This is a genomic window from uncultured Bradyrhizobium sp., assembly GCF_947648125.1.
In the GTDB taxonomy this organism is placed as follows: domain Bacteria; phylum Pseudomonadota; class Alphaproteobacteria; order Rhizobiales; family Xanthobacteraceae; genus Bradyrhizobium.
In genome coordinates, this window is the sequence record NZ_CANSMR010000001.1 from 538,822 (window position 1) to 554,366 (window position 15,545).

The 15,545-nt window shown below is 61.9% G+C and carries 21 protein-coding genes and 1 pseudogene; 12 read left to right on the top strand and 10 right to left on the bottom strand.

The annotated features are described in order from the left end of the window. From Q0030_RS02570 to Q0030_RS02580, 3 genes are all read right to left on the bottom strand, one after another. Entirely contained in the window at positions 1 to 1,155 is a 1,155-nt protein-coding gene (locus tag Q0030_RS02570; protein WP_298362960.1) for an OpgC domain-containing protein, read from the bottom strand. A 164-nt stretch (positions 1,156 to 1,319) separates the two neighbouring features. Beyond that, positions 1,320 to 1,595 carry a hypothetical protein gene (locus Q0030_RS02575; protein ID WP_298362962.1) on the bottom strand — a complete coding sequence of 92 codons (276 nt, stop codon included), beginning with the start codon at positions 1,593 to 1,595 and terminating at the stop codon, positions 1,320 to 1,322. A gap of 162 nt (positions 1,596 to 1,757) precedes the next feature. Next, on the bottom strand, positions 1,758 to 2,396 hold the full coding sequence (locus tag Q0030_RS02580) for an XRE family transcriptional regulator (RefSeq protein WP_194460034.1): 639 nt from the start codon (positions 2,394 to 2,396) through the stop codon (positions 1,758 to 1,760). A 127-nt stretch (positions 2,397 to 2,523) separates the two neighbouring features. On the opposite strand from Q0030_RS02580, the gene Q0030_RS02585 reads away from it, so the two are divergent. From Q0030_RS02585 to Q0030_RS02605, 5 genes are all read left to right on the top strand, one after another. Beyond that, entirely contained in the window at positions 2,524 to 3,084 is a 561-nt protein-coding gene (locus Q0030_RS02585) for a GcrA family cell cycle regulator (RefSeq protein ID WP_298362968.1), read from the top strand. 90 nt (positions 3,085 to 3,174) lie between these two features. Further along, positions 3,175 to 3,750 carry a DUF6456 domain-containing protein gene (locus Q0030_RS02590; RefSeq protein WP_298362970.1) on the top strand — a complete coding sequence of 192 codons (576 nt, stop codon included), beginning with the start codon at positions 3,175 to 3,177 and terminating at the stop codon, positions 3,748 to 3,750. Positions 3,751 to 4,045: 295 nt separating this feature from the next. Further along, positions 4,046 to 4,468, top strand: a complete 423-nt coding sequence (locus Q0030_RS02595) for a GFA family protein (RefSeq protein ID WP_298362972.1) — start codon at positions 4,046 to 4,048, stop codon at positions 4,466 to 4,468. Between the two features lie 301 nt (positions 4,469 to 4,769). Next, positions 4,770 to 6,032: a CoA transferase gene (locus Q0030_RS02600; RefSeq protein ID WP_298363228.1), complete on the top strand. Its 1,263-nt coding sequence runs from the start codon at positions 4,770 to 4,772 to the stop codon at positions 6,030 to 6,032. A gap of 359 nt (positions 6,033 to 6,391) precedes the next feature. Continuing rightward, a complete protein-coding gene (locus tag Q0030_RS02605; protein ID WP_298362974.1) occupies positions 6,392 to 6,574 on the top strand; it encodes a hypothetical protein in 183 nt (60 codons plus the stop codon). Positions 6,575 to 6,597: 23 nt separating this feature from the next. Here Q0030_RS02605 and Q0030_RS02610 read toward each other — a convergent pair whose 3' ends face one another. The 4 genes from Q0030_RS02610 to Q0030_RS02625 all read right to left on the bottom strand — a co-directional run bounded on the left by Q0030_RS02610 (position 6,598) and on the right by Q0030_RS02625 (position 9,701). After that, positions 6,598 to 6,918 carry a cupin domain-containing protein gene (locus Q0030_RS02610; protein ID WP_298362976.1) on the bottom strand — a complete coding sequence of 107 codons (321 nt, stop codon included), beginning with the start codon at positions 6,916 to 6,918 and terminating at the stop codon, positions 6,598 to 6,600. After that, entirely contained in the window at positions 6,915 to 7,601 is a 687-nt protein-coding gene (locus tag Q0030_RS02615) for a YqcI/YcgG family protein (RefSeq protein WP_298362978.1), read from the bottom strand. The genes Q0030_RS02610 and Q0030_RS02615 overlap by 4 nt, the downstream gene beginning before the upstream one ends. Positions 7,602 to 7,695: 94 nt before the next feature. Beyond that, on the bottom strand, positions 7,696 to 8,988 hold the full coding sequence (locus Q0030_RS02620; protein ID WP_298362980.1) for an MFS transporter: 1,293 nt from the start codon (positions 8,986 to 8,988) through the stop codon (positions 7,696 to 7,698). Beyond that, positions 8,988 to 9,701: a hypothetical protein gene (locus Q0030_RS02625; protein WP_298362982.1), complete on the bottom strand. Its 714-nt coding sequence runs from the start codon at positions 9,699 to 9,701 to the stop codon at positions 8,988 to 8,990. Before Q0030_RS02625 ends, Q0030_RS02620 begins: the two co-directional genes overlap by 1 nt. Positions 9,702 to 9,764: 63 nt before the next feature. Here Q0030_RS02625 and Q0030_RS02630 point away from each other — a divergent pair, with 63 nt between their 5' ends. The 3 genes from Q0030_RS02630 (at position 9,765) to Q0030_RS02640 (ending at position 12,423) form a co-directional block, all read left to right on the top strand. Then, positions 9,765 to 10,784: an AraC family transcriptional regulator gene (locus Q0030_RS02630; protein WP_298362984.1), complete on the top strand. Its 1,020-nt coding sequence runs from the start codon at positions 9,765 to 9,767 to the stop codon at positions 10,782 to 10,784. A gap of 154 nt (positions 10,785 to 10,938) precedes the next feature. Continuing rightward, positions 10,939 to 12,072, top strand: a complete 1,134-nt coding sequence (locus tag Q0030_RS02635; RefSeq protein ID WP_298362986.1) for an alpha-hydroxy acid oxidase — start codon at positions 10,939 to 10,941, stop codon at positions 12,070 to 12,072. A 147-nt stretch (positions 12,073 to 12,219) separates the two neighbouring features. Beyond that, positions 12,220 to 12,423 (top strand): hypothetical protein, encoded by a 204-nt coding sequence (locus tag Q0030_RS02640; protein WP_298362988.1) that lies wholly within the window; start codon positions 12,220 to 12,222, stop codon positions 12,421 to 12,423. Between the two features lie 13 nt (positions 12,424 to 12,436). Here Q0030_RS02640 and Q0030_RS02645 read toward each other — a convergent pair whose 3' ends face one another. Then, positions 12,437 to 12,622, bottom strand: a complete 186-nt coding sequence (locus tag Q0030_RS02645; RefSeq protein ID WP_298362990.1) for a hypothetical protein — start codon at positions 12,620 to 12,622, stop codon at positions 12,437 to 12,439. 228 nt (positions 12,623 to 12,850) lie between these two features. Between Q0030_RS02645 and Q0030_RS02650 the strand changes: the two genes are divergently transcribed. Beyond that, on the top strand, positions 12,851 to 13,204 hold the full coding sequence (locus Q0030_RS02650; RefSeq protein ID WP_298362992.1) for a phasin: 354 nt from the start codon (positions 12,851 to 12,853) through the stop codon (positions 13,202 to 13,204). Positions 13,205 to 13,233: 29 nt separating this feature from the next. Here Q0030_RS02650 and Q0030_RS02655 read toward each other — a convergent pair whose 3' ends face one another. Further along, complete coding sequence (locus tag Q0030_RS02655) at positions 13,234 to 13,494, bottom strand: hypothetical protein (RefSeq protein WP_298362994.1); 261 nt, start codon at positions 13,492 to 13,494, stop codon at positions 13,234 to 13,236. Between the two features lie 195 nt (positions 13,495 to 13,689). On the opposite strand from Q0030_RS02655, the gene Q0030_RS02660 reads away from it, so the two are divergent. Then, positions 13,690 to 13,989 carry a hypothetical protein gene (locus tag Q0030_RS02660; protein WP_298363229.1) on the top strand — a complete coding sequence of 100 codons (300 nt, stop codon included), beginning with the start codon at positions 13,690 to 13,692 and terminating at the stop codon, positions 13,987 to 13,989. A 103-nt stretch (positions 13,990 to 14,092) separates the two neighbouring features. On the opposite strand, the gene Q0030_RS02665 is transcribed toward Q0030_RS02660, so the two are convergent. Beyond that, complete coding sequence (locus Q0030_RS02665) at positions 14,093 to 14,278, bottom strand: hypothetical protein (protein WP_173637755.1); 186 nt, start codon at positions 14,276 to 14,278, stop codon at positions 14,093 to 14,095. A 714-nt stretch (positions 14,279 to 14,992) separates the two neighbouring features. Here Q0030_RS02665 and Q0030_RS02670 point away from each other — a divergent pair. After that, a complete protein-coding gene (locus Q0030_RS02670; protein WP_298362999.1) occupies positions 14,993 to 15,154 on the top strand; it encodes a hypothetical protein in 162 nt (53 codons plus the stop codon). Between the two features lie 70 nt (positions 15,155 to 15,224). Then, positions 15,225 to 15,323 (top strand): annotated as a pseudogene (locus Q0030_RS02675) (GNAT family N-acetyltransferase); the annotation flags it as partial. Positions 15,324 to 15,545: the final 222 nt, after the last annotated feature.

The window sequence follows — 15,545 nt, forward strand, 5'->3', positions numbered from 1 at the left end:
TCAGGAATGAGCTCCGACGGCCGATTTGTTGTCCTGCTGCTTCGACCACGAGACGTAGTAGGCAACGGCGATCATCGCCGCGATGCCGACGATGCTGACCGCGACCTGCCTGACCACCGAGTTCGGGCCCGTGATCAGGATCAGGTGCGCGGCAAAGGAAAGGAAAACACCCGCACAGAATACGGCGAGCCATTCCTCCCCACACTTGATGATCGGTTGCAGGGCGTAAGATCGCAAGTGCTGCCAATTGCACGGCACCAGCAAGGTGAACAGGAATGTCAGGGCCAGGAAATGCAGGATGCGGTGCGGCGCGATGTCCTCCCGGTCAGTTGGCAAGAGCATATCGCTCAATCCGCTCGGCATCATCTGGGCAACTGCCGGAATGTCGCTGCTGGAGACGATCGCGAGAGCGAACACCAGATACAACAGGGCCGCAGCGCGCAGCGCTGGAATGACCTGCAGCGCGCGAATCTCAGGCGCGAACCGTTTGCCGACAAGCGCAAGCCAGCCACCCATCACGAACAGCAATTGCCAGCAGAGCGGGTTAAGGTACCAGCGTCCATCCGGGTATGACGTCAGGTTCCAGTCGAGCATGCGAGCGGTCGCATAAAGGGCCGTGGAGCCGGCGAGCGTCGCGTTCGGTGCATAGAACAGCCCGCACACGACAATGGGCTGGAACGCCATCAGAACGATAATGAGTTGCAGGACATCGAGATTGAGCGGCTTGGCCTGCAGAAACAGACCGTAGATCAGCGTTCGGATACCGTGGTCGATGAAGCCCGTGATGTTGAACTCGCTGATGATTTCGGGTGCCGCAGTCCGGGCCGCAACATAGCTGATCAACTCGACATAGATGACGAAAAGAACGATGTAGGCGGCGTAAAGTTGCCACACACGCCTGAAGATGCGGGTGGTCGCCACCAGCATTCCGCGCTCCACCGCCATCCTTGTGTAGATCAGCGTCGTCGCATAACCGCCGACGAATACGAACAGGTCGGTCGCGCCGCTAAAGCCGAAATTGCGCATGGTCAGCGCGCTGACGACGTTGTGCGGAACGTGATCCAGGAACAGAAACCAGTTCGCGATGCCAAGCAGCAGCGCGATCCTGAGATCGCCATCGGCTCTCGCGATCTCGGCGTTTGTTGTCGAAGTCATCTGAAACTGAAATCTGCCGGCCCGGGAAAACGATCGCTAATCTAGTGGGAACCCACGCCCGGTCCGAATAGACTCTGCGTGAACCCTATCTAGTCTGTTTCGGGTTCCGGCCAAGTGGCCGGCTCAAGAAAGATCACGTTTTCGCAATCACCGCGTGAGCGCCGTCAGACCGGCTCGTGTTTGCGCAGGTCGTGGGTGTGATCCAGTGCATTGGCTTGCAGGTTTGCACCCGTCGGCGCGACCTCCGGCAGGGCAGCCTCCGCGAGGATATCGTCCGTGATATCCTCGACCGAGCACTCGGCAACCTCGTGGATGAAGCTGATGTTGGTGTATTCCCCTGACGCGACTCGCGAGATGACCTCTCGCCGCGTCATTTCGGGATCGACGATCGCCTCGCGGCCACGGCGGCCATAGTCGATCATCACAACAAAATACTGCATTGCCTGGCGGGTTCGATGCGTTGACTTTCGTAGGTCATTATTTCCGATAATCGGAATTATGTCAAGAGAAATTGACGATAATCGGAACTCGGGCGCGGTCGCTCCGACCGATTCGGTCCGAAGGCATCCGAATCGGTCGGGCCGGCCCCCGAAGCCTCGCCGCTATTTCTCGGACGACCGTCCGCCCTGCGACCGGGCGGATTTGCGGCCCTTCGCCGCCGTCTTGCCGCGCAGCCTTTCGATCTGGCCGCGGGGCAGGGTGACGCAGATCTCGCCGATCCATTCCAGCTTGACGCCGTTGATCGGCTTGGCATTGAAGCTCTTGAGGTTGACCGTGCCGGACGAGCTGCCCCGCTCGATCGTCTTCAGATAGCGCTCGCCGCTCTTCAGCCGGACCGCAGCTTCCTCTCCATAGAAGCTCGACAGCGGATAGCGCTGCTCGCGATACACCACGATGACATCGCCGTTCTCGTATTTCGGCAGCATCGAATCGCCCGAAACCTCGAAAGCGACGGTTTCCTCGGTCATCGGGAAGGGAAGTTCGATCTCGCCGAGGCCTTCCGGTGGGACCTGCTCGAGCTCGGGCTGGATCGAGGCGCCGGCGCCGACCCGGCCCACGATCGGCACCGCGTTCAGCTCCAGGTATTCCATGATCGGGGCGATCTCCGATGCCTTGATCAAGCGGATTCCCGACAGGATTTCGGACACCGCCCCGGCCCGAACGCCCATTGCGCGGGCAAGCCCGCCCTTGCTCTTTCCGGTCTTTTCCAGTGCTCGTTCGATAAGTGCCGCGTCCAGCATGTTTCATCCTCTCCAAAGCTGGACACATTATTAGCGTTACGATTATCAGAATTCAAGCTTGACTTTTTCTTCGGAATATCGGAAGGTATGCGAGGCGCCGGTGGAATGACAAAAATGGGAATTTGGAATGGATATGGTGAACTGGCTGCCGGAGCATTCGGCTGCCTTGCAGGACCTGCGCGCCCGCGGCTTGTCCTATTCGGAAATCGCTGACACGATCAACGCAACCTTCAGCACGGCCTATACACGCAACGCGGCGCTCAGCCGGGCGCAGCGCATGGGGATGGCCGGCCTCGATCGGCCCGAGCCGTCCCTGCCAGGGCATCTCGATCCACCCAAGCCGGCGTTGCCGGAGCCACCGAGGATCGGGCGCTTGCGTGAAGGCCGGGCCGAGCTGAGGTCCGATCTGCTTCGCTGGCCGAAAAGCTTCACCGAAACGGTGGAGATGCCCCGACTTCGCTGCGCGGCGGTCGCGCCACGGCACCTTTCACTGTTCGACCTCAAGCGCGGAGACTGCCGGTATCCCTATGGCGGGGATACCGACGGCGAAACCATGACCTTCTGTGGTCACCCGTGCCGGCCGGGCGCGAGTTATTGCACGCCGCATTTTCACCTGAGCCGCGATCCCGAGGCATCGACGAGGCCGGTCCTGAACGACGCCTGGCTTCAAGCCATCGGGGCCATCTGAGGCCGCTCATCACCGATCGATGTCGGTCCACACAACCGCGGTCGCGCGGACGACGCCGCGCGCTTTCATCACACATTTCGGAGGTCATCAATGCCGCGAGCAAAACGCCGGAAACCGTACGATCCCACTTTAACACATGACCGGCGCTCCCAGGATCTGCCCTTCAATGCCGAGGTGGCGACCGTCGAGATCGACGATCCCCTCGCGCTCGAGCCGGGCGAGAAGATCGTTGCCTTTCGCTCGATACGCAACGACCCGCTCGGCCGGCTGCATGCACACCGGCAGGTCGACGACACCCAGTACCGGAGCGGTCGTGCCTTCCAGAACGACTGGGAGAAGGCCGAGCGCGGCCCTCGCGCGGTGGATACGACACGTGAATATGTTGACGGCGGTCAGCAACGTGAGTCGATCACGGAGGGACAGCGCCAGGCGACCTTGCGCCTCAATCGCGCCGAGCATGAGCTTGGTGCCGACGGTTCGGCGCTGGTGCACGACGTCCTGATCCTCGGCATGACCATGGAGCAGGTGGGGCAGCGGCGCGGACTGCGTACGCAGCGCTGGCAGGACTATTTTGCGCGGCGCCTCAAGGAATGCCTGGATCGGCTGGCGCTGATGTACGGGCTTGCCACGCCGAACAAGGTTCCGGTGAAGGACCGGCAACGCTGACTTGAAGTGATGTGCTCACGGGCCGGTTGCCGCGCAGGCATCCGGCGCGGCGGCGATTCATTACATTGCAGCACCGTACATTGCAGCACTGTGCTTTGCCTCACGCTGAGCTCGTTCTTATCTGCGTCGAAGACGGTCGACAGCAGCGCGGAGTTTCATGTAACTTCGCTCGCGTCCACAAGGGAGTTCGCAGCGGCTACGCCCGCCTTGATCTTATCCTGCATCGCGAACATCACGAATAACGTGGGTCGATGCCGGCGCGGAGTCCGATCAACTCACCCAAGGAGAACGAGCGATGAATCACACTGGAAACTGCTTTTGCGGCGCCGTCGAGCTCAAGGTCACTGGGGAGCCTGAGGCGATGGGCTACTGCCACTGCCGTTCGTGCCGCTCCTGGTCCGGCGGCCCGGTGAATGCGTTCAGCCTCTGGAAGCCCGAGGCGGTCGAGGTCACCAAGGGCGCCGATCATATCGGGACGTTCGAGAAGACCGCGATGAGCCAGCGCAAATACTGCACCAAGTGCGGCGGTCACCTGATGACGAACCACCCGACGCTTGGGCTCGTCGACGTGTTCACGGCAACGATCCCAACGCTGAAGTTCAGCCCCGGCGTTCACGTCAACTATTCCGAGGCGGTGCTGCCGATACGCGATGGCCTGCCGAAGCTGAAGGACTTTCCGGCCGAGTTCGGCGGCTCCGGCGAAATGATCGCCGAATAGCGCGACGGTTCTCGAGCGGGTGGCGACTGAGCGTCGCTACCCGCCAATGTCTATTCTTCCGTCGGCCGGACGCGCTGACAGATTCGGTATCCGGCGGGTTTCCCTGACATTCGAATCGTTCGACCGCGTCGGCGCCGCTGGCACTGGGACCCCTTGCCGGTGACAGCCATGTCAGCCGAAGGTCCCGCCCTGCAAAATCCGGGTTTGGTTTTGGTGACGGGCTTCCGCTAAAAGGCAGGCAGTGCCGGTCCTGGCAAGGGCCGTCGTATTTCGCCTGACAAAATAACAGAGGAAGCGTCAGATCATGACCAAACCAGAATTGCCAGGGCGCGCCCCGCGCGGGGAGGGGGTTCCGACGGCGCTCGATGGCCTGCTGGTGGTCGACTTCACCCGCGTCGTCGCCGGCCCGGCCTGCACGCAAACGCTGGCCGATTTCGGGGCCGAGGTCATCAAGATCGAGAATCCGGACGGCGGGGACGACACGCGCGCCTATGAGCACGCTGAAATTGGCGGGGAAAGCGCAGCGTATCTGAGCCTCAACCGCAACAAGCGCGGCATTGCGCTCGATTTCAATAATCCGGCCGCGCTTGAAGTCGCGCGCGCGTTGATTGCCAAGGCAGACGTCGTGGTGGAGAATTTCTCCGGCGGCGTGATGAAGAAATTTGGCCTCGACTATGCGTCGGTGGCGCCGACCAATCCGCGGCTGATCTATTGCTCGATCTCCGCCTATGGCCGCAAGGGCGATTTCGCGCTGCGCCCGGGCTTCGACCCGATTACGCAGGCCGAAAGCGGCTTCATGTCGCTCAACGGCTTTCCGGACGGCGAACCGGTGCGCACCGGACCACCGATCGTGGACATGGCAACCGGTATGTCGGCCTGCAACGCCATCCTGCTGGCGTTGATTGCGCGCGATCGGCTCGGTCGCGGGCAGCAGGTCGAGGTCGCGTTGATCGACACCGCGGTGTCGATGACCGGCTTCTACGGCATGGCCTATCTCATCAACGGCAACAACCCCGGCCGTTTCGGCAACTCACCGAACGGTTCGCCGACCGTCGGCGTTTACCGGGCGTCCGATGGTCCGCTCTATATGGCCTGCGCCAACGACCGGCTCTATCGCCGGCTCGTGACCGACGTACTCGAGCGCCCGGATCTCGTCACCGACCCCGAGTTTGCTCACCGCAAGGCGCGGACCGCCAACAAGGAGAAGCTGCGCGCCATCATCGCCAGTGTGTTTGCAAGCGACACGCTCGAGCACTGGATGGCAAAGATGAAGAAGGCCAATATTCCGGTTGGCTATTTGCGTACGGTCGAGGAAGGCTTCAACGCACCCGAGGTGCGCGATCGTCATCGCCTGAGCAAGATCGCGCATCCGACCGCCGGCTCGGTTCCGAACATCGAGTCGCCGGTCAATATGAGTCTGACGCCGACGGTCGATCCCGTTGCGGCTCCGCTGCTCGGTCAGCACACCCGGGATGTGTTGAGCGAGACGCTTGGCTACGACGACCGGCGCATCGCCGCTTTGGCCGAGGCGGGCGCGTTCGGCAAGCCAGGCAACACCGGCTAGCTGTTTGGCCTGAACCAAGATCAGATGCGCGCCAATCACCTGACCTGAGGCGAGAGGGAAACCTCTCGCCTCGCAAGATGTCGTTCAGACGTCACGGGCCTCCACGCGTGCCGGCGGCCTTCGACCCGGAACTGGCCCGTTCGGGACCTCAGTTCGGCTTGCTGCGCAAGTTGTTCCTTGGCATACTTTCAACTTCCTCGGGCTCTGCTCGATCAATTTCGAGACGGGCCATCCGGAGTATGAGGGTTGCCGTGGTTAGGCCGAGGCGTTCGGCCTCTTGCGCTGCGGTGTCGACCTTCTGGGCCAAGCCTTCACGTTTACCTGGGTATGCCATTCGTAATCCTCACTTAAGGTGCGAGATGAAAAATCCCACATACGTTGCAGAGCTGCACAACAAGCTCGGAGCTCCATCGAGCGAAACACTGGAAAGCTTGCGACTGTTGAAGGCTTTCCTTCGACTTGCGCCCGACCAGCGTTCCGAGGTCATCGAGCTGGTCGAACGTTTGGCGGTTGAACCGCCGCGCGATCCCTCACTGTCCTGAGGTGTTCGCGTTTTTCCTGGATGTCAGTTGTTCATTGGCCTGGCGGGCCGCCGTGTCGCGATCACGTAGATTGCACCGCCCTCGAGCGCTTCGGATTGATGCCGGGTGCCGGCAGGCAGCAGGATGGTGTCGCCGGCGCCGACGACCCGCTCACCGCCGTCCCAGATGAAGTTCAACCGGCCGCTGATGATCATCAGGATTTCATCGACCGGATGGGTATGGAAGTGATGCACCTTGCCGGCTGCATCATGCTGCAGCTCGACGGACCCCTGGGCCGGGAGTAGGTTCAGGATCTCCGGATCGATGGCAAATTCGGTCTTCGTGCCCGCGATGATCTGGGTCATGCTGCCTGTTCCTTGTTTGCGATAGGTGGCGTCTTGTTCTGCGCGAGCTTGGCAAAGGGGCAGCCTCCGCTCGCATTGTTGTCGTCGTGCAGGAAGTACTGCAGATATTCGCGGCCATCGGTCGCGCCGTAGCGGCCAAGAAGCGGAGAGGGGCTCGCGCTGTCGTACGGGATCAGGCGCTTGCGCACCTCGGCAAACGCGGCGGTCGCGGCCTTTTCCGTCCCGAGGATCTTATCGAACACCCAGCGCGGCTGGAACGTGAGCATGAAGGCGCTGGATCGGCGGCTCTGGCGCATCACATGGGCCGGCGTCGTGCAGACGACGAAGATCGGCTCGCCCGCGAACGAGAATTCCCACATCGGATGGTCGATCTGCTCCGGAATGTTTGATGGCCACGGGTTCTTGTCCAGGCGTGCGAGCTGGTCGAGCGTCAGCCACATCTTGCGATAATAGGCGTCGAGCGTTTGCACGGGACGGGGCCGCGTGAACACGATCAAGGAAGTGTTGGGACCGAACGAGCGCGCCTCCGAAACATATTGTGCGAGCTGCTCGCCGAGCACCGCAACGTCATACGGGTCGAGGAACAGATAGCGGAGCTGATCCTGGCGATGTCCGGTCACCCCGAACACGCAAGGGAACGGCCTTGCCTCGCTGCTCATCTGCGCTTCAAACTCAGAGAACATCACGCTCTGCCAGCTGCTGACTGGAAAGTTTGACGCGACTTCGCCTTTTCTCAAGAACAAGCGCTCCATAACACCCCCTACACTCATAACGACACTAACGAGCTATCAAGTTGCTTCTCATCAATAGCGGCCCGGCGATGCCCGGCAGCGACATGAGAAGCAGAATGACGATCAAGGCGCTGTAGCCGCCGTCACCGATCGCGGCCGTGTTGTGCACGGCGTCGGTTCCGGAGGCGTTGCTGGCGGCGAGCATCGCAAAGCCGATGATCGGCTGCGAGACGCCGGCGAAGATCCCGGCAGCGGTGGTGTTCACGGAAGCGCCGACACCGATCAGGTCAGAGGTGTAGAGCTTCTTCACGCATTTCAGCACCAGCGGGACGGTGCCGCCGGCGACGAGCCCCAAGGCCGTGAACACGACGGTGACGTAGGCGAGACCAAATGTTCGGGCGATTGGCGGTAGCAGCAGCGCGATCAGCAGCATGCGCAATACACAAATGCCGATCAATGCGCGGTCGAGCGCAGCTGCGGCGCGATCGGCGACGTGACCGAGGAAGATCGAGCCGAGCGCATTGCCGATCATGAAGGCGAGCAGCGGCGTGCCGGCGGCCGTCGGAGAGATATGGAAGAAGTGGGCGACCATCGGAATGCCCCAGACGCCCGACAGCGTCGTCACAACCGCGAAGTGCGACGCGAACGTCATTGCACAACCCCAGTTCGCGATATGGGCCAGCGATTGCCGCGCAGCGATCACGACGCCCTTCAGCGTCTTGTTGCTATGCGATGCCGGATCAGGCTTGAGCGCTAGCTTGGCGAAGGCGAGGTTGGCAAGGCCAATGCAAGCGATGAACAGGAAGCAGGCCCGCCAGCCGAACCCCGAGACGGCGGCTGCGAGCGGCGTGGTCGCAATCACGCCTCCGACATAGCCGGAGACCTGCGAAATACCAGACATCATGCCGAACCGCTCGTCGGCGAAGCTTTGTGCCACGAGCTTCAGGAGTGCCGTGAAGACCAGCGCATCGCCGCAGGCGACAATCAGGCGGGCAGCAAAAACGTCGAGCAGGTTCGGCGCCAGCGCGAACGCTGCGCTGCCGAGCGACGAGGCGATCATGCTGACGAGGACGACGCGCTTGACGCCGTAACGATCGACCAGAAGGCCGGCCGGAATCTGCATCAAGGTGTAGCCCCAGAAATAGCTCGAGGCGAGCATCGCAACACCGGCCGCATCGGTGTTGAAGTCGTGCATGAAACTGAGGCTTACCGATTGCGGTGACACGCGCTGCAGGAAGGCGATGGCGTAGGCGATCGCCACTGCCGTCCAGGCGAGATAGGCACGGTCGGTGAGGCGCGACGTCGGGGCGTAAACGGCTTGTTGTCCGAGCATCGACATCACACCCTCGCGTAACCGACCGAGAAAAGGGCATCCGCGGAATTCGGAATCTTCCGCGACATCGCGGCATCGACCAGCGACGCGGTGCCACGATAGGCCTGCCGATGGTGTTTAATGTGGCCGTAGGCGCCACGCATGATCATGTCGGGCAGTTCCAGCGGCTTGCCCGGATAGAGCGAGGTGCACATCTCGACACAGGCCGCCTGCAATGCGGGGTCCTGCGCATCATCGAGCAACGATGGAGTCACTTTTTCGCAAATTTTAGCGTTCGCTGCCCAGACGATCGGATTGCGGGTCCGCCAGCCGTAGAGCACGTTGCCGTCGGCCCTCTCGGCGGCGCCCGAGCACCTCAGAACTTCCGACGTAAAGAAACCGTAGAGGCCGTGGCCCTGGTGCGCCGGGAGTACTTCTGTCCCGCTGCGATAGATTCCAAGTCCGGCCGACATCTGCAGGATGCGGTAGACCGAGAAGGCCACGAGGCCGGAGCCGTCATAGACGAGGATCAGGCTGTACTTCTGGTCGAAGGGTGAGGAGGTTGCCGTCCAATGCGGCTCGGTGGCCTGCCAATTGACGGCAATGATGCCGTTCATGGCGTCCATCAGCGGCTGGCGGTCGCGGGCTTCGATCCGGGAGGCATCGGGTAGACTGTAGATCGCGTAATCCGCCCAAGGCGATTTGATCGCCTCGTATCCGCTGCCCAGATTTCGCGACATGGCAGAACTCCAGAATTCCATTGCAAGCTATACAGGGCAGCCTCGAATGGCTTAAAGGACAATATGCCCTCGAAAACTGCCAAGCCGCCCCGGCCGGAGCCGCGCGACAAGAAAGCGACGCGGCGGATTGCGATCGTTGCCTTTCCGGGCGTGACCTTGCTTGACATCTCGGGGCCGGCTCAGGTGTTCGCAGAGTTGGAGGCGATCGAACTGCCCGGGCCGGACTATTCGCTATCCTATTTGTCGACTTCAGGCGGCTTGGTGCCGACCGATGTCGGTATGATGATCGATACGGCGCCGATCGCCAGTGTTGCGCCCGCCGAGGTCGACACGCTGGTGATCCCCGGCGGACCCGGCATCTGGAAGATCCGCAACGACGCCGAGTTGATGAACTGGATTGCGGAGGCGCTGCCAAAGGCGCGCCGCATTGCATCAGTCTGCCTCGGCGCATTTGCGTTGGCCTGGACCGGGATTCTGGACGGCAAGCGTGCTGCAACGCACTGGCGCTATTGTCCGCGTTTGCAGGACGGCTTTCCCAACATTCGCGTCGAGCCCAACGCGATTTTCGTCAAGGACGGACATGTCTGGTCGTCGGCGGGTGTCAGCGCCGGCATCGATCTGGCGCTCGCGATGATCGAGGAGGATTTCGGCCACACCATCGCGCTCGATGTCGCGCGCAGACTTGTGGTGTTTCTGAAGCGGCCGGGCGGTCAGAGCCAGTTCTCAACCGTCCTTGCGGCCCAGGCCTCGGACGTCGAGGGACGGTTCAGCGCGCTGCATGCCTGGATCATCGAGAACATCACGAGCGACCTCAAGGTCGAGACCCTCGCTGAAAAGGCCGGGATGACGCCGCGCACCTTTGCCCGAACCTATGTCAGCCGCACCGGCATGACACCTGCTAGCGGCGTCGAGGCGCTGCGGGTGGAGACGGCGCGCTTGCTGCTCGAAAGCCGCCAGATCGGTGGCGTGGTCGAGGTCGCCAAGCGCGCGGGATTTGGCGACGACGAACGAATGCGGCGGGCCTTCCTGCGCCACCTCGGCGTGTCGCCGACCGAGTATCGAAACCGATTTTCGGGCAGCTAGCGCGTGTTGGATGGCTCAGCTCGGAGGCGTCGAAATCCGATCTATCTCACAAGCGAATAGCTGGCCTTCGCTGGCCGGTTTCGTGGGTCAAGGTGGTAGCTTTTCCGGTTTATCTGCGGCTAATGTGCCGGCCAAATCGGGAGAAGAAACGACCATGAATGACGGGACCCCCATTCGGCAGGCGCGTAATGTTGAACTCGGCGCCAGCGGCGAAGAATTCCAGAACCTTCACGAATTCGCGCAAAAGGCCCGCGCCAGGTTGAACCAGAACGCCTGGGACTACATCGTCGGCGCCTCGGAAACCGAGACCACGATGCGCCGCAACAGAATGGCGCTCGACGAGATCGCGTTCCGGCCGCGCGTGCTGCGCAACGTCATCAATGTGGATCCATCCACCGAGGTATTTGGCCGCAAGCTCCGGCTTCCCGTGATGATCGCGCCGGTCGGCGCGCTCGAGATCTTCGATCCGGATGCGGGCGCAGCCGTCGCGCGCGGAGCGGGGACGTTCGGCGCGGCGCATATGCTGAGTTCGGTGTCGGAGCCTGGGCTGGAGAATACCGCCAAGGCGGCGCCCGACGCCTTGCGCATCTTCCAGCTTTATGTGCGCGGCGACGATGCGTTCGTCGAGGATACGGTCAGCCGCACCATCGACAATGGTTACGCTGCGTTCTGCCTCACCGTGGACACCGCCCATTACAGCCGGCGTGAACGCGACATCGCCAAGCGCTATGTCCGCGAAAGCCGCATCCGCGCCACCGGCGGCGATTTCCAGAAGGGGCTGGAATGGCGGACGGTGAAATTGATCAAGGACAAGTACAAGATTCCTCTCATCCTCAAGGGTATCGCCACCGCGGAAGACGCCAAGATCGCCCTCGACCACGGGGTCGACTGGATCTACGTCTCAAATCATGGCGGACGGCAGCTCGACCACGGCCGCGGATCCATGCACGTCCTGCCCGAGATCGTTCAGGCCGTCGCCGGCCGCGCCAAGATCATGGTCGACGGTTCGATCTGCCGCGGCACTGACGTTGTGAAAGCGATCGTCTCCGGGGCCGATCTCGTCGGGATCGGCCGTCTGCAATGCTGGGCGCTCGCCGCGGCCGGCGAGGCAGGCATCGTCCGGATGCTTGAATTGCTGGAGGACGAGGTGATCCGCTGCCTCGGTCTGCTCGGCGTCACCAGCTTCGCCGAACTGGACAAGTCCTATCTGCATCCGGCGACGCCGACCAATCTGCCGAGCGTGTTCAGCGCATTTCCGCTGCTCGACATAGATCCCTACCGCTACTGAGCCGCGCGCTGCGAAGCCATATGGAGCGATGACGCGGTCGGGGCGCCCGGTACCTCGATCGCGCCGGCTCGCCGTCTATCTGTGGTGTCCATGAAGCCGCCGCGGCAAAGACAAAGTCTGATCCAAATGCCGCACTAGTCGAAGCGAATGGCAAACAATCCATTCGCTGAATATTCACTTGAACGCGCGATCGCCTTGCGCTGGACCCTCCGCGATATCCAGGCCGGCCGGCTCAAACTGTCGCCGGTCAGCGACGAGGATCTGGGCGTCCTCATCGAACTTGGTCTGGTCGAACTGTATGACGACCAGCCCGAGCTGACGGAGGCGGGGGCCGCGGTGCTGAACGACTGAACGAGCCGATAGCCTAGCGCGCGTTCAGGAAGCTTTCGCCGGAATTGCACGGCGCGCACTGATAGGTCAGCACGTCGTAGACTTGGTCGCGCGGCTCGATCAAGGCGAGCCGCATTTGCCTGCCGCACTTCATGCACGGCATCTCTATGCTGGTCTTGAAGCGGGTGCAGGTCGGTGTTGGACGAACGGCGCGCAGCATCGGATCCCCTTATTCCCCACAAGAGACGCGAACGCGACCAACGACGAGGCCGAATCACTATGCCACAGTGCTGACACGATTGGAATCGGCCTGCGGTGCAGTCCAGTCGCTGCTAGGTAAATTTTCCTTGGCTGCAACAAGTGGGCCTCTCAAGACTTGGCGATACGGCGCTGACGCCGTCACAATCTATGCTAACCTTGGCAGACGCTTTTTTCAGGGGGCGCGATCATGATTGAGCCGAAGCTAGAAGTTCCCGCCGAGTTGCGCGATCTGGCGGAAAAGACCATCGACCAGGCCGAACAGGCCTTCAGCCTGTTCTTTGATGCCGCGAGCAAGTCGATGACGGCGATGCCGGGCACGGGTAGCGAGATTTCAAAACAGGCGCTGTCGTTCACCGAGCAGAACATGAAGGCGGCGTTCGAGCACGCGCGCAAGCTCGTGCACGCGACCGATCTGCAGGAGGCGATGCGGATCCAGTCGGAATTTCTGCGCAGCCAGTTCACCAATGCCGGCGAACATATGCGCCAGATCAGCGGAAGCGTGATGTCAGCCACCAAGGACGCCACCAAGGGCAAGTTCTAGGGCAGGCGGCCTTCGCGGCGGGGCGGCCACTAGCGCCGGCGTGCGACCGCGACGCCGAGCAGAAACGCGACAAACAGGCTTGCGAGCGGCGCTTCGCGCGTGACCGCGCTCACGGTGGCGAGGACGCCGCCCGGCCGGCGTGAGGTCGCGATCGCGTCGCTGAGGCGATCGGCCGCCGCTCGAAGTCCGTCCGACACCTCCGTGATGGTACGCGAAACGTCCGTCGCGGTGTCGATCGCGCGCTCACCGAGTGTGGGCTGAAGCGGAGACTCGGGTGTTTCAGAGCTCATGTGCCGTGCCGCGATTTCACTAAAGGTGGGGTGGCCGTTACCCTGGCTATCCGCGCGTGCGCGTGGCGACGTCCACATATCGGGAAATTCAGCAGCTGCGGATTGGTTCCAGCAACATGCCTCGCTTTCATATCGCGGAACCGGAAACTTACACGCCGGTTGCGGCTTGTTTCCGTGGAGGAGACGATGATGACAATGCAGGCGTATGGCATATCGGATGGTCGTTCGGTCAAGCATCGAAATCGGCACGGCGGAACGCCGCTGTTGATCGCGGCCCTGGTTGCGATCCTCGGCGTGCTGGGCATGCTGATGGTCGACCACGGTCCGTGGAGCAAGCCGAAGGTGCAGCCCGCCGCTTCCGCCAACTACTCAACGACGGGCGAGGCGGCACGCGCGGCCGGCGCAAAGGTGATGCCGACCGAGCCCAAGACACCGATTGAGCCTGATCCACCCGGCCCAAAGCCCGCTCAGCCGGCAAATCCGAGCACGCAGTAGCAGACACGGGGCGTCCTTGAGATTGCATCCGACGCAAAGTGCAGGAATTGACCCGTCGGGCAAATCAGCGGCACAAAGCTATAGTCGAAATACTGCGGGACGATCAGCGCACGCTGACGAGCATGCCCCACGCCGCAGCGAACCCGGCACCGACGAGAACCAGCACCGGGCTGTCGCAGAAGATACCGCCATACTGGCACATGGTGGCACCGATCGAACCGATCTCATGATGGCCCGCCGCATAGAACAGGCCGGACAGGACCGCGAGCACGGCAGCAACGAAATACATCGAGGCTTCCTCCTTGCAATCTAACTGCGGCTCGGGTCGACCGACGCGAGCCAAAACTGTCCTGATGTCGATCCAAATGTTGTGAGCCGCTTGTCCGCTTGACGCGTCGGGCAACTCAGCGGCACACTGACATCATCGCAACAAGCATACGGCCGATCGGCGCCGGCTCGTGTTGCGATTCCGGATCATGCGCAGAGTTTCGGTCAAAGCGGTTTCCCGCCGTCGAAGCCGACGCATCACATTTTACCGATCGCATTCAGTTCGCAAAAACGTTTGACACGTCGGGCAACTCAGGGGCATAATCCGAAAATCAGAAATTGTTGAGCCCGCGCGGAGCAATCCGCCGCGGGCTTTTTCTTTGCCGTTTCACCAATCGGACGGCGGCCGCAACGTCACGACGCCACATCCTCCCAGCCCGTCGCCTGAGCGTCGCAAGCGAGCCGCCGTCCGAACCCATTGAAACGAGCGTGAAATTGGCCGGTGCGCGCGAACGCGCCGGTCCTGCGGCGCGGCGAAAGCCGGCGTCGCCCGCGGCCCCACTCGTCAGGGATAAGGTTCGCGCCCCAAAGATCGCCGCCCGCTGCGCGATCTGCCGCACATTCCATTCGATGGCCGCATCGCGCGCGGACGGCCGATCAACGAGGTTCGCATGACTGCTTATTTGATATCGCTCGCACTCGCCGGCCTGATCGCCATTGCGTTGTTGGAGTTTACATGAGCGCAGAGATCATACAGTTCATCCCCCGTCCGCGTCACGAAGGCGAGCGAACGGATTTTCCCACGATCGCATTTCGCTCGGCGTTGCCCGATCCTGATACGCATGATGTCGATACGGCTCCGAGCGAATATCTCCCGTCCGATTGGGAGGAGAAATAGCTTGGCAAAGACGATCACGCAGATCCGCTCGCTTGCGCGGAGCCATACAAGAAGCGCACTCAATCATTTCTCAGCCAACAACTTCATCCGGCAGGGGTATCGGCTCTTCCAACCTGCCTCGCCCTGGGCATGGCAGCACACGCTGTATTGGCGGAAGCAGCTCGTCTAGTTCCTGCGAGGTGGAATTGACCGTTGCCGACAATTTGACGACGTAGGGCGCCCGGTGGTCGATTGGCCGCCGGGCTTCTTGGCGTTTCTGGTTCGTAGGCCGCACCCTTCGGTAAGCTGCGGTCGTTAGCCGGAGCTTGGCCTCGCATCGAATTTTGGGTGGGAGAATGCTAGGGTGCCCTGTGCCGCGCGGACGGAACATGGCTGAGAGCGTTCCCGCCAC

Coding starts and splice junctions, on each gene's coding strand:
- Q0030_RS02580 (WP_194460034.1), bottom strand. CDS start 2,396: ATGCTGGACGCGGCACTTATCGAACGAGCACTGGAAAAGACCGGAAAG.
- Q0030_RS02610 (WP_298362976.1), bottom strand. CDS start 6,918: ATGACCCAGATCATCGCGGGCACGAAGACCGAATTTGCCATCGATCCG.
- Q0030_RS02595 (WP_298362972.1), top strand. CDS start 4,046: ATGAATCACACTGGAAACTGCTTTTGCGGCGCCGTCGAGCTCAAGGTC.
- Q0030_RS02615 (WP_298362978.1), bottom strand. CDS start 7,601: ATGTTCTCTGAGTTTGAAGCGCAGATGAGCAGCGAGGCAAGGCCGTTC.
- Q0030_RS02635 (WP_298362986.1), top strand. CDS start 10,939: ATGAATGACGGGACCCCCATTCGGCAGGCGCGTAATGTTGAACTCGGC.
- Q0030_RS02645 (WP_298362990.1), bottom strand. CDS start 12,622: ATGCTGCGCGCCGTTCGTCCAACACCGACCTGCACCCGCTTCAAGACC.
- Q0030_RS02660 (WP_298363229.1), top strand. CDS start 13,690: ATGCAGGCGTATGGCATATCGGATGGTCGTTCGGTCAAGCATCGAAAT.
- Q0030_RS02630 (WP_298362984.1), top strand. CDS start 9,765: ATGCCCTCGAAAACTGCCAAGCCGCCCCGGCCGGAGCCGCGCGACAAG.
- Q0030_RS02640 (WP_298362988.1), top strand. CDS start 12,220: ATGGCAAACAATCCATTCGCTGAATATTCACTTGAACGCGCGATCGCC.
- Q0030_RS02665 (WP_173637755.1), bottom strand. CDS start 14,278: ATGTATTTCGTTGCTGCCGTGCTCGCGGTCCTGTCCGGCCTGTTCTAT.
- Q0030_RS02575 (WP_298362962.1), bottom strand. CDS start 1,595: ATGCAGTATTTTGTTGTGATGATCGACTATGGCCGCCGTGGCCGCGAG.
- Q0030_RS02590 (WP_298362970.1), top strand. CDS start 3,175: ATGCCGCGAGCAAAACGCCGGAAACCGTACGATCCCACTTTAACACAT.
- Q0030_RS02570 (WP_298362960.1), bottom strand. CDS start 1,155: ATGACTTCGACAACAAACGCCGAGATCGCGAGAGCCGATGGCGATCTC.
- Q0030_RS02655 (WP_298362994.1), bottom strand. CDS start 13,494: ATGAGCTCTGAAACACCCGAGTCTCCGCTTCAGCCCACACTCGGTGAG.
- Q0030_RS02605 (WP_298362974.1), top strand. CDS start 6,392: ATGAAAAATCCCACATACGTTGCAGAGCTGCACAACAAGCTCGGAGCT.
- Q0030_RS02585 (WP_298362968.1), top strand. CDS start 2,524: ATGGATATGGTGAACTGGCTGCCGGAGCATTCGGCTGCCTTGCAGGAC.
- Q0030_RS02620 (WP_298362980.1), bottom strand. CDS start 8,988: ATGTCGATGCTCGGACAACAAGCCGTTTACGCCCCGACGTCGCGCCTC.
- Q0030_RS02670 (WP_298362999.1), top strand. CDS start 14,993: ATGAGCGCAGAGATCATACAGTTCATCCCCCGTCCGCGTCACGAAGGC.
- Q0030_RS02625 (WP_298362982.1), bottom strand. CDS start 9,701: ATGTCGCGAAATCTGGGCAGCGGATACGAGGCGATCAAATCGCCTTGG.
- Q0030_RS02650 (WP_298362992.1), top strand. CDS start 12,851: ATGATTGAGCCGAAGCTAGAAGTTCCCGCCGAGTTGCGCGATCTGGCG.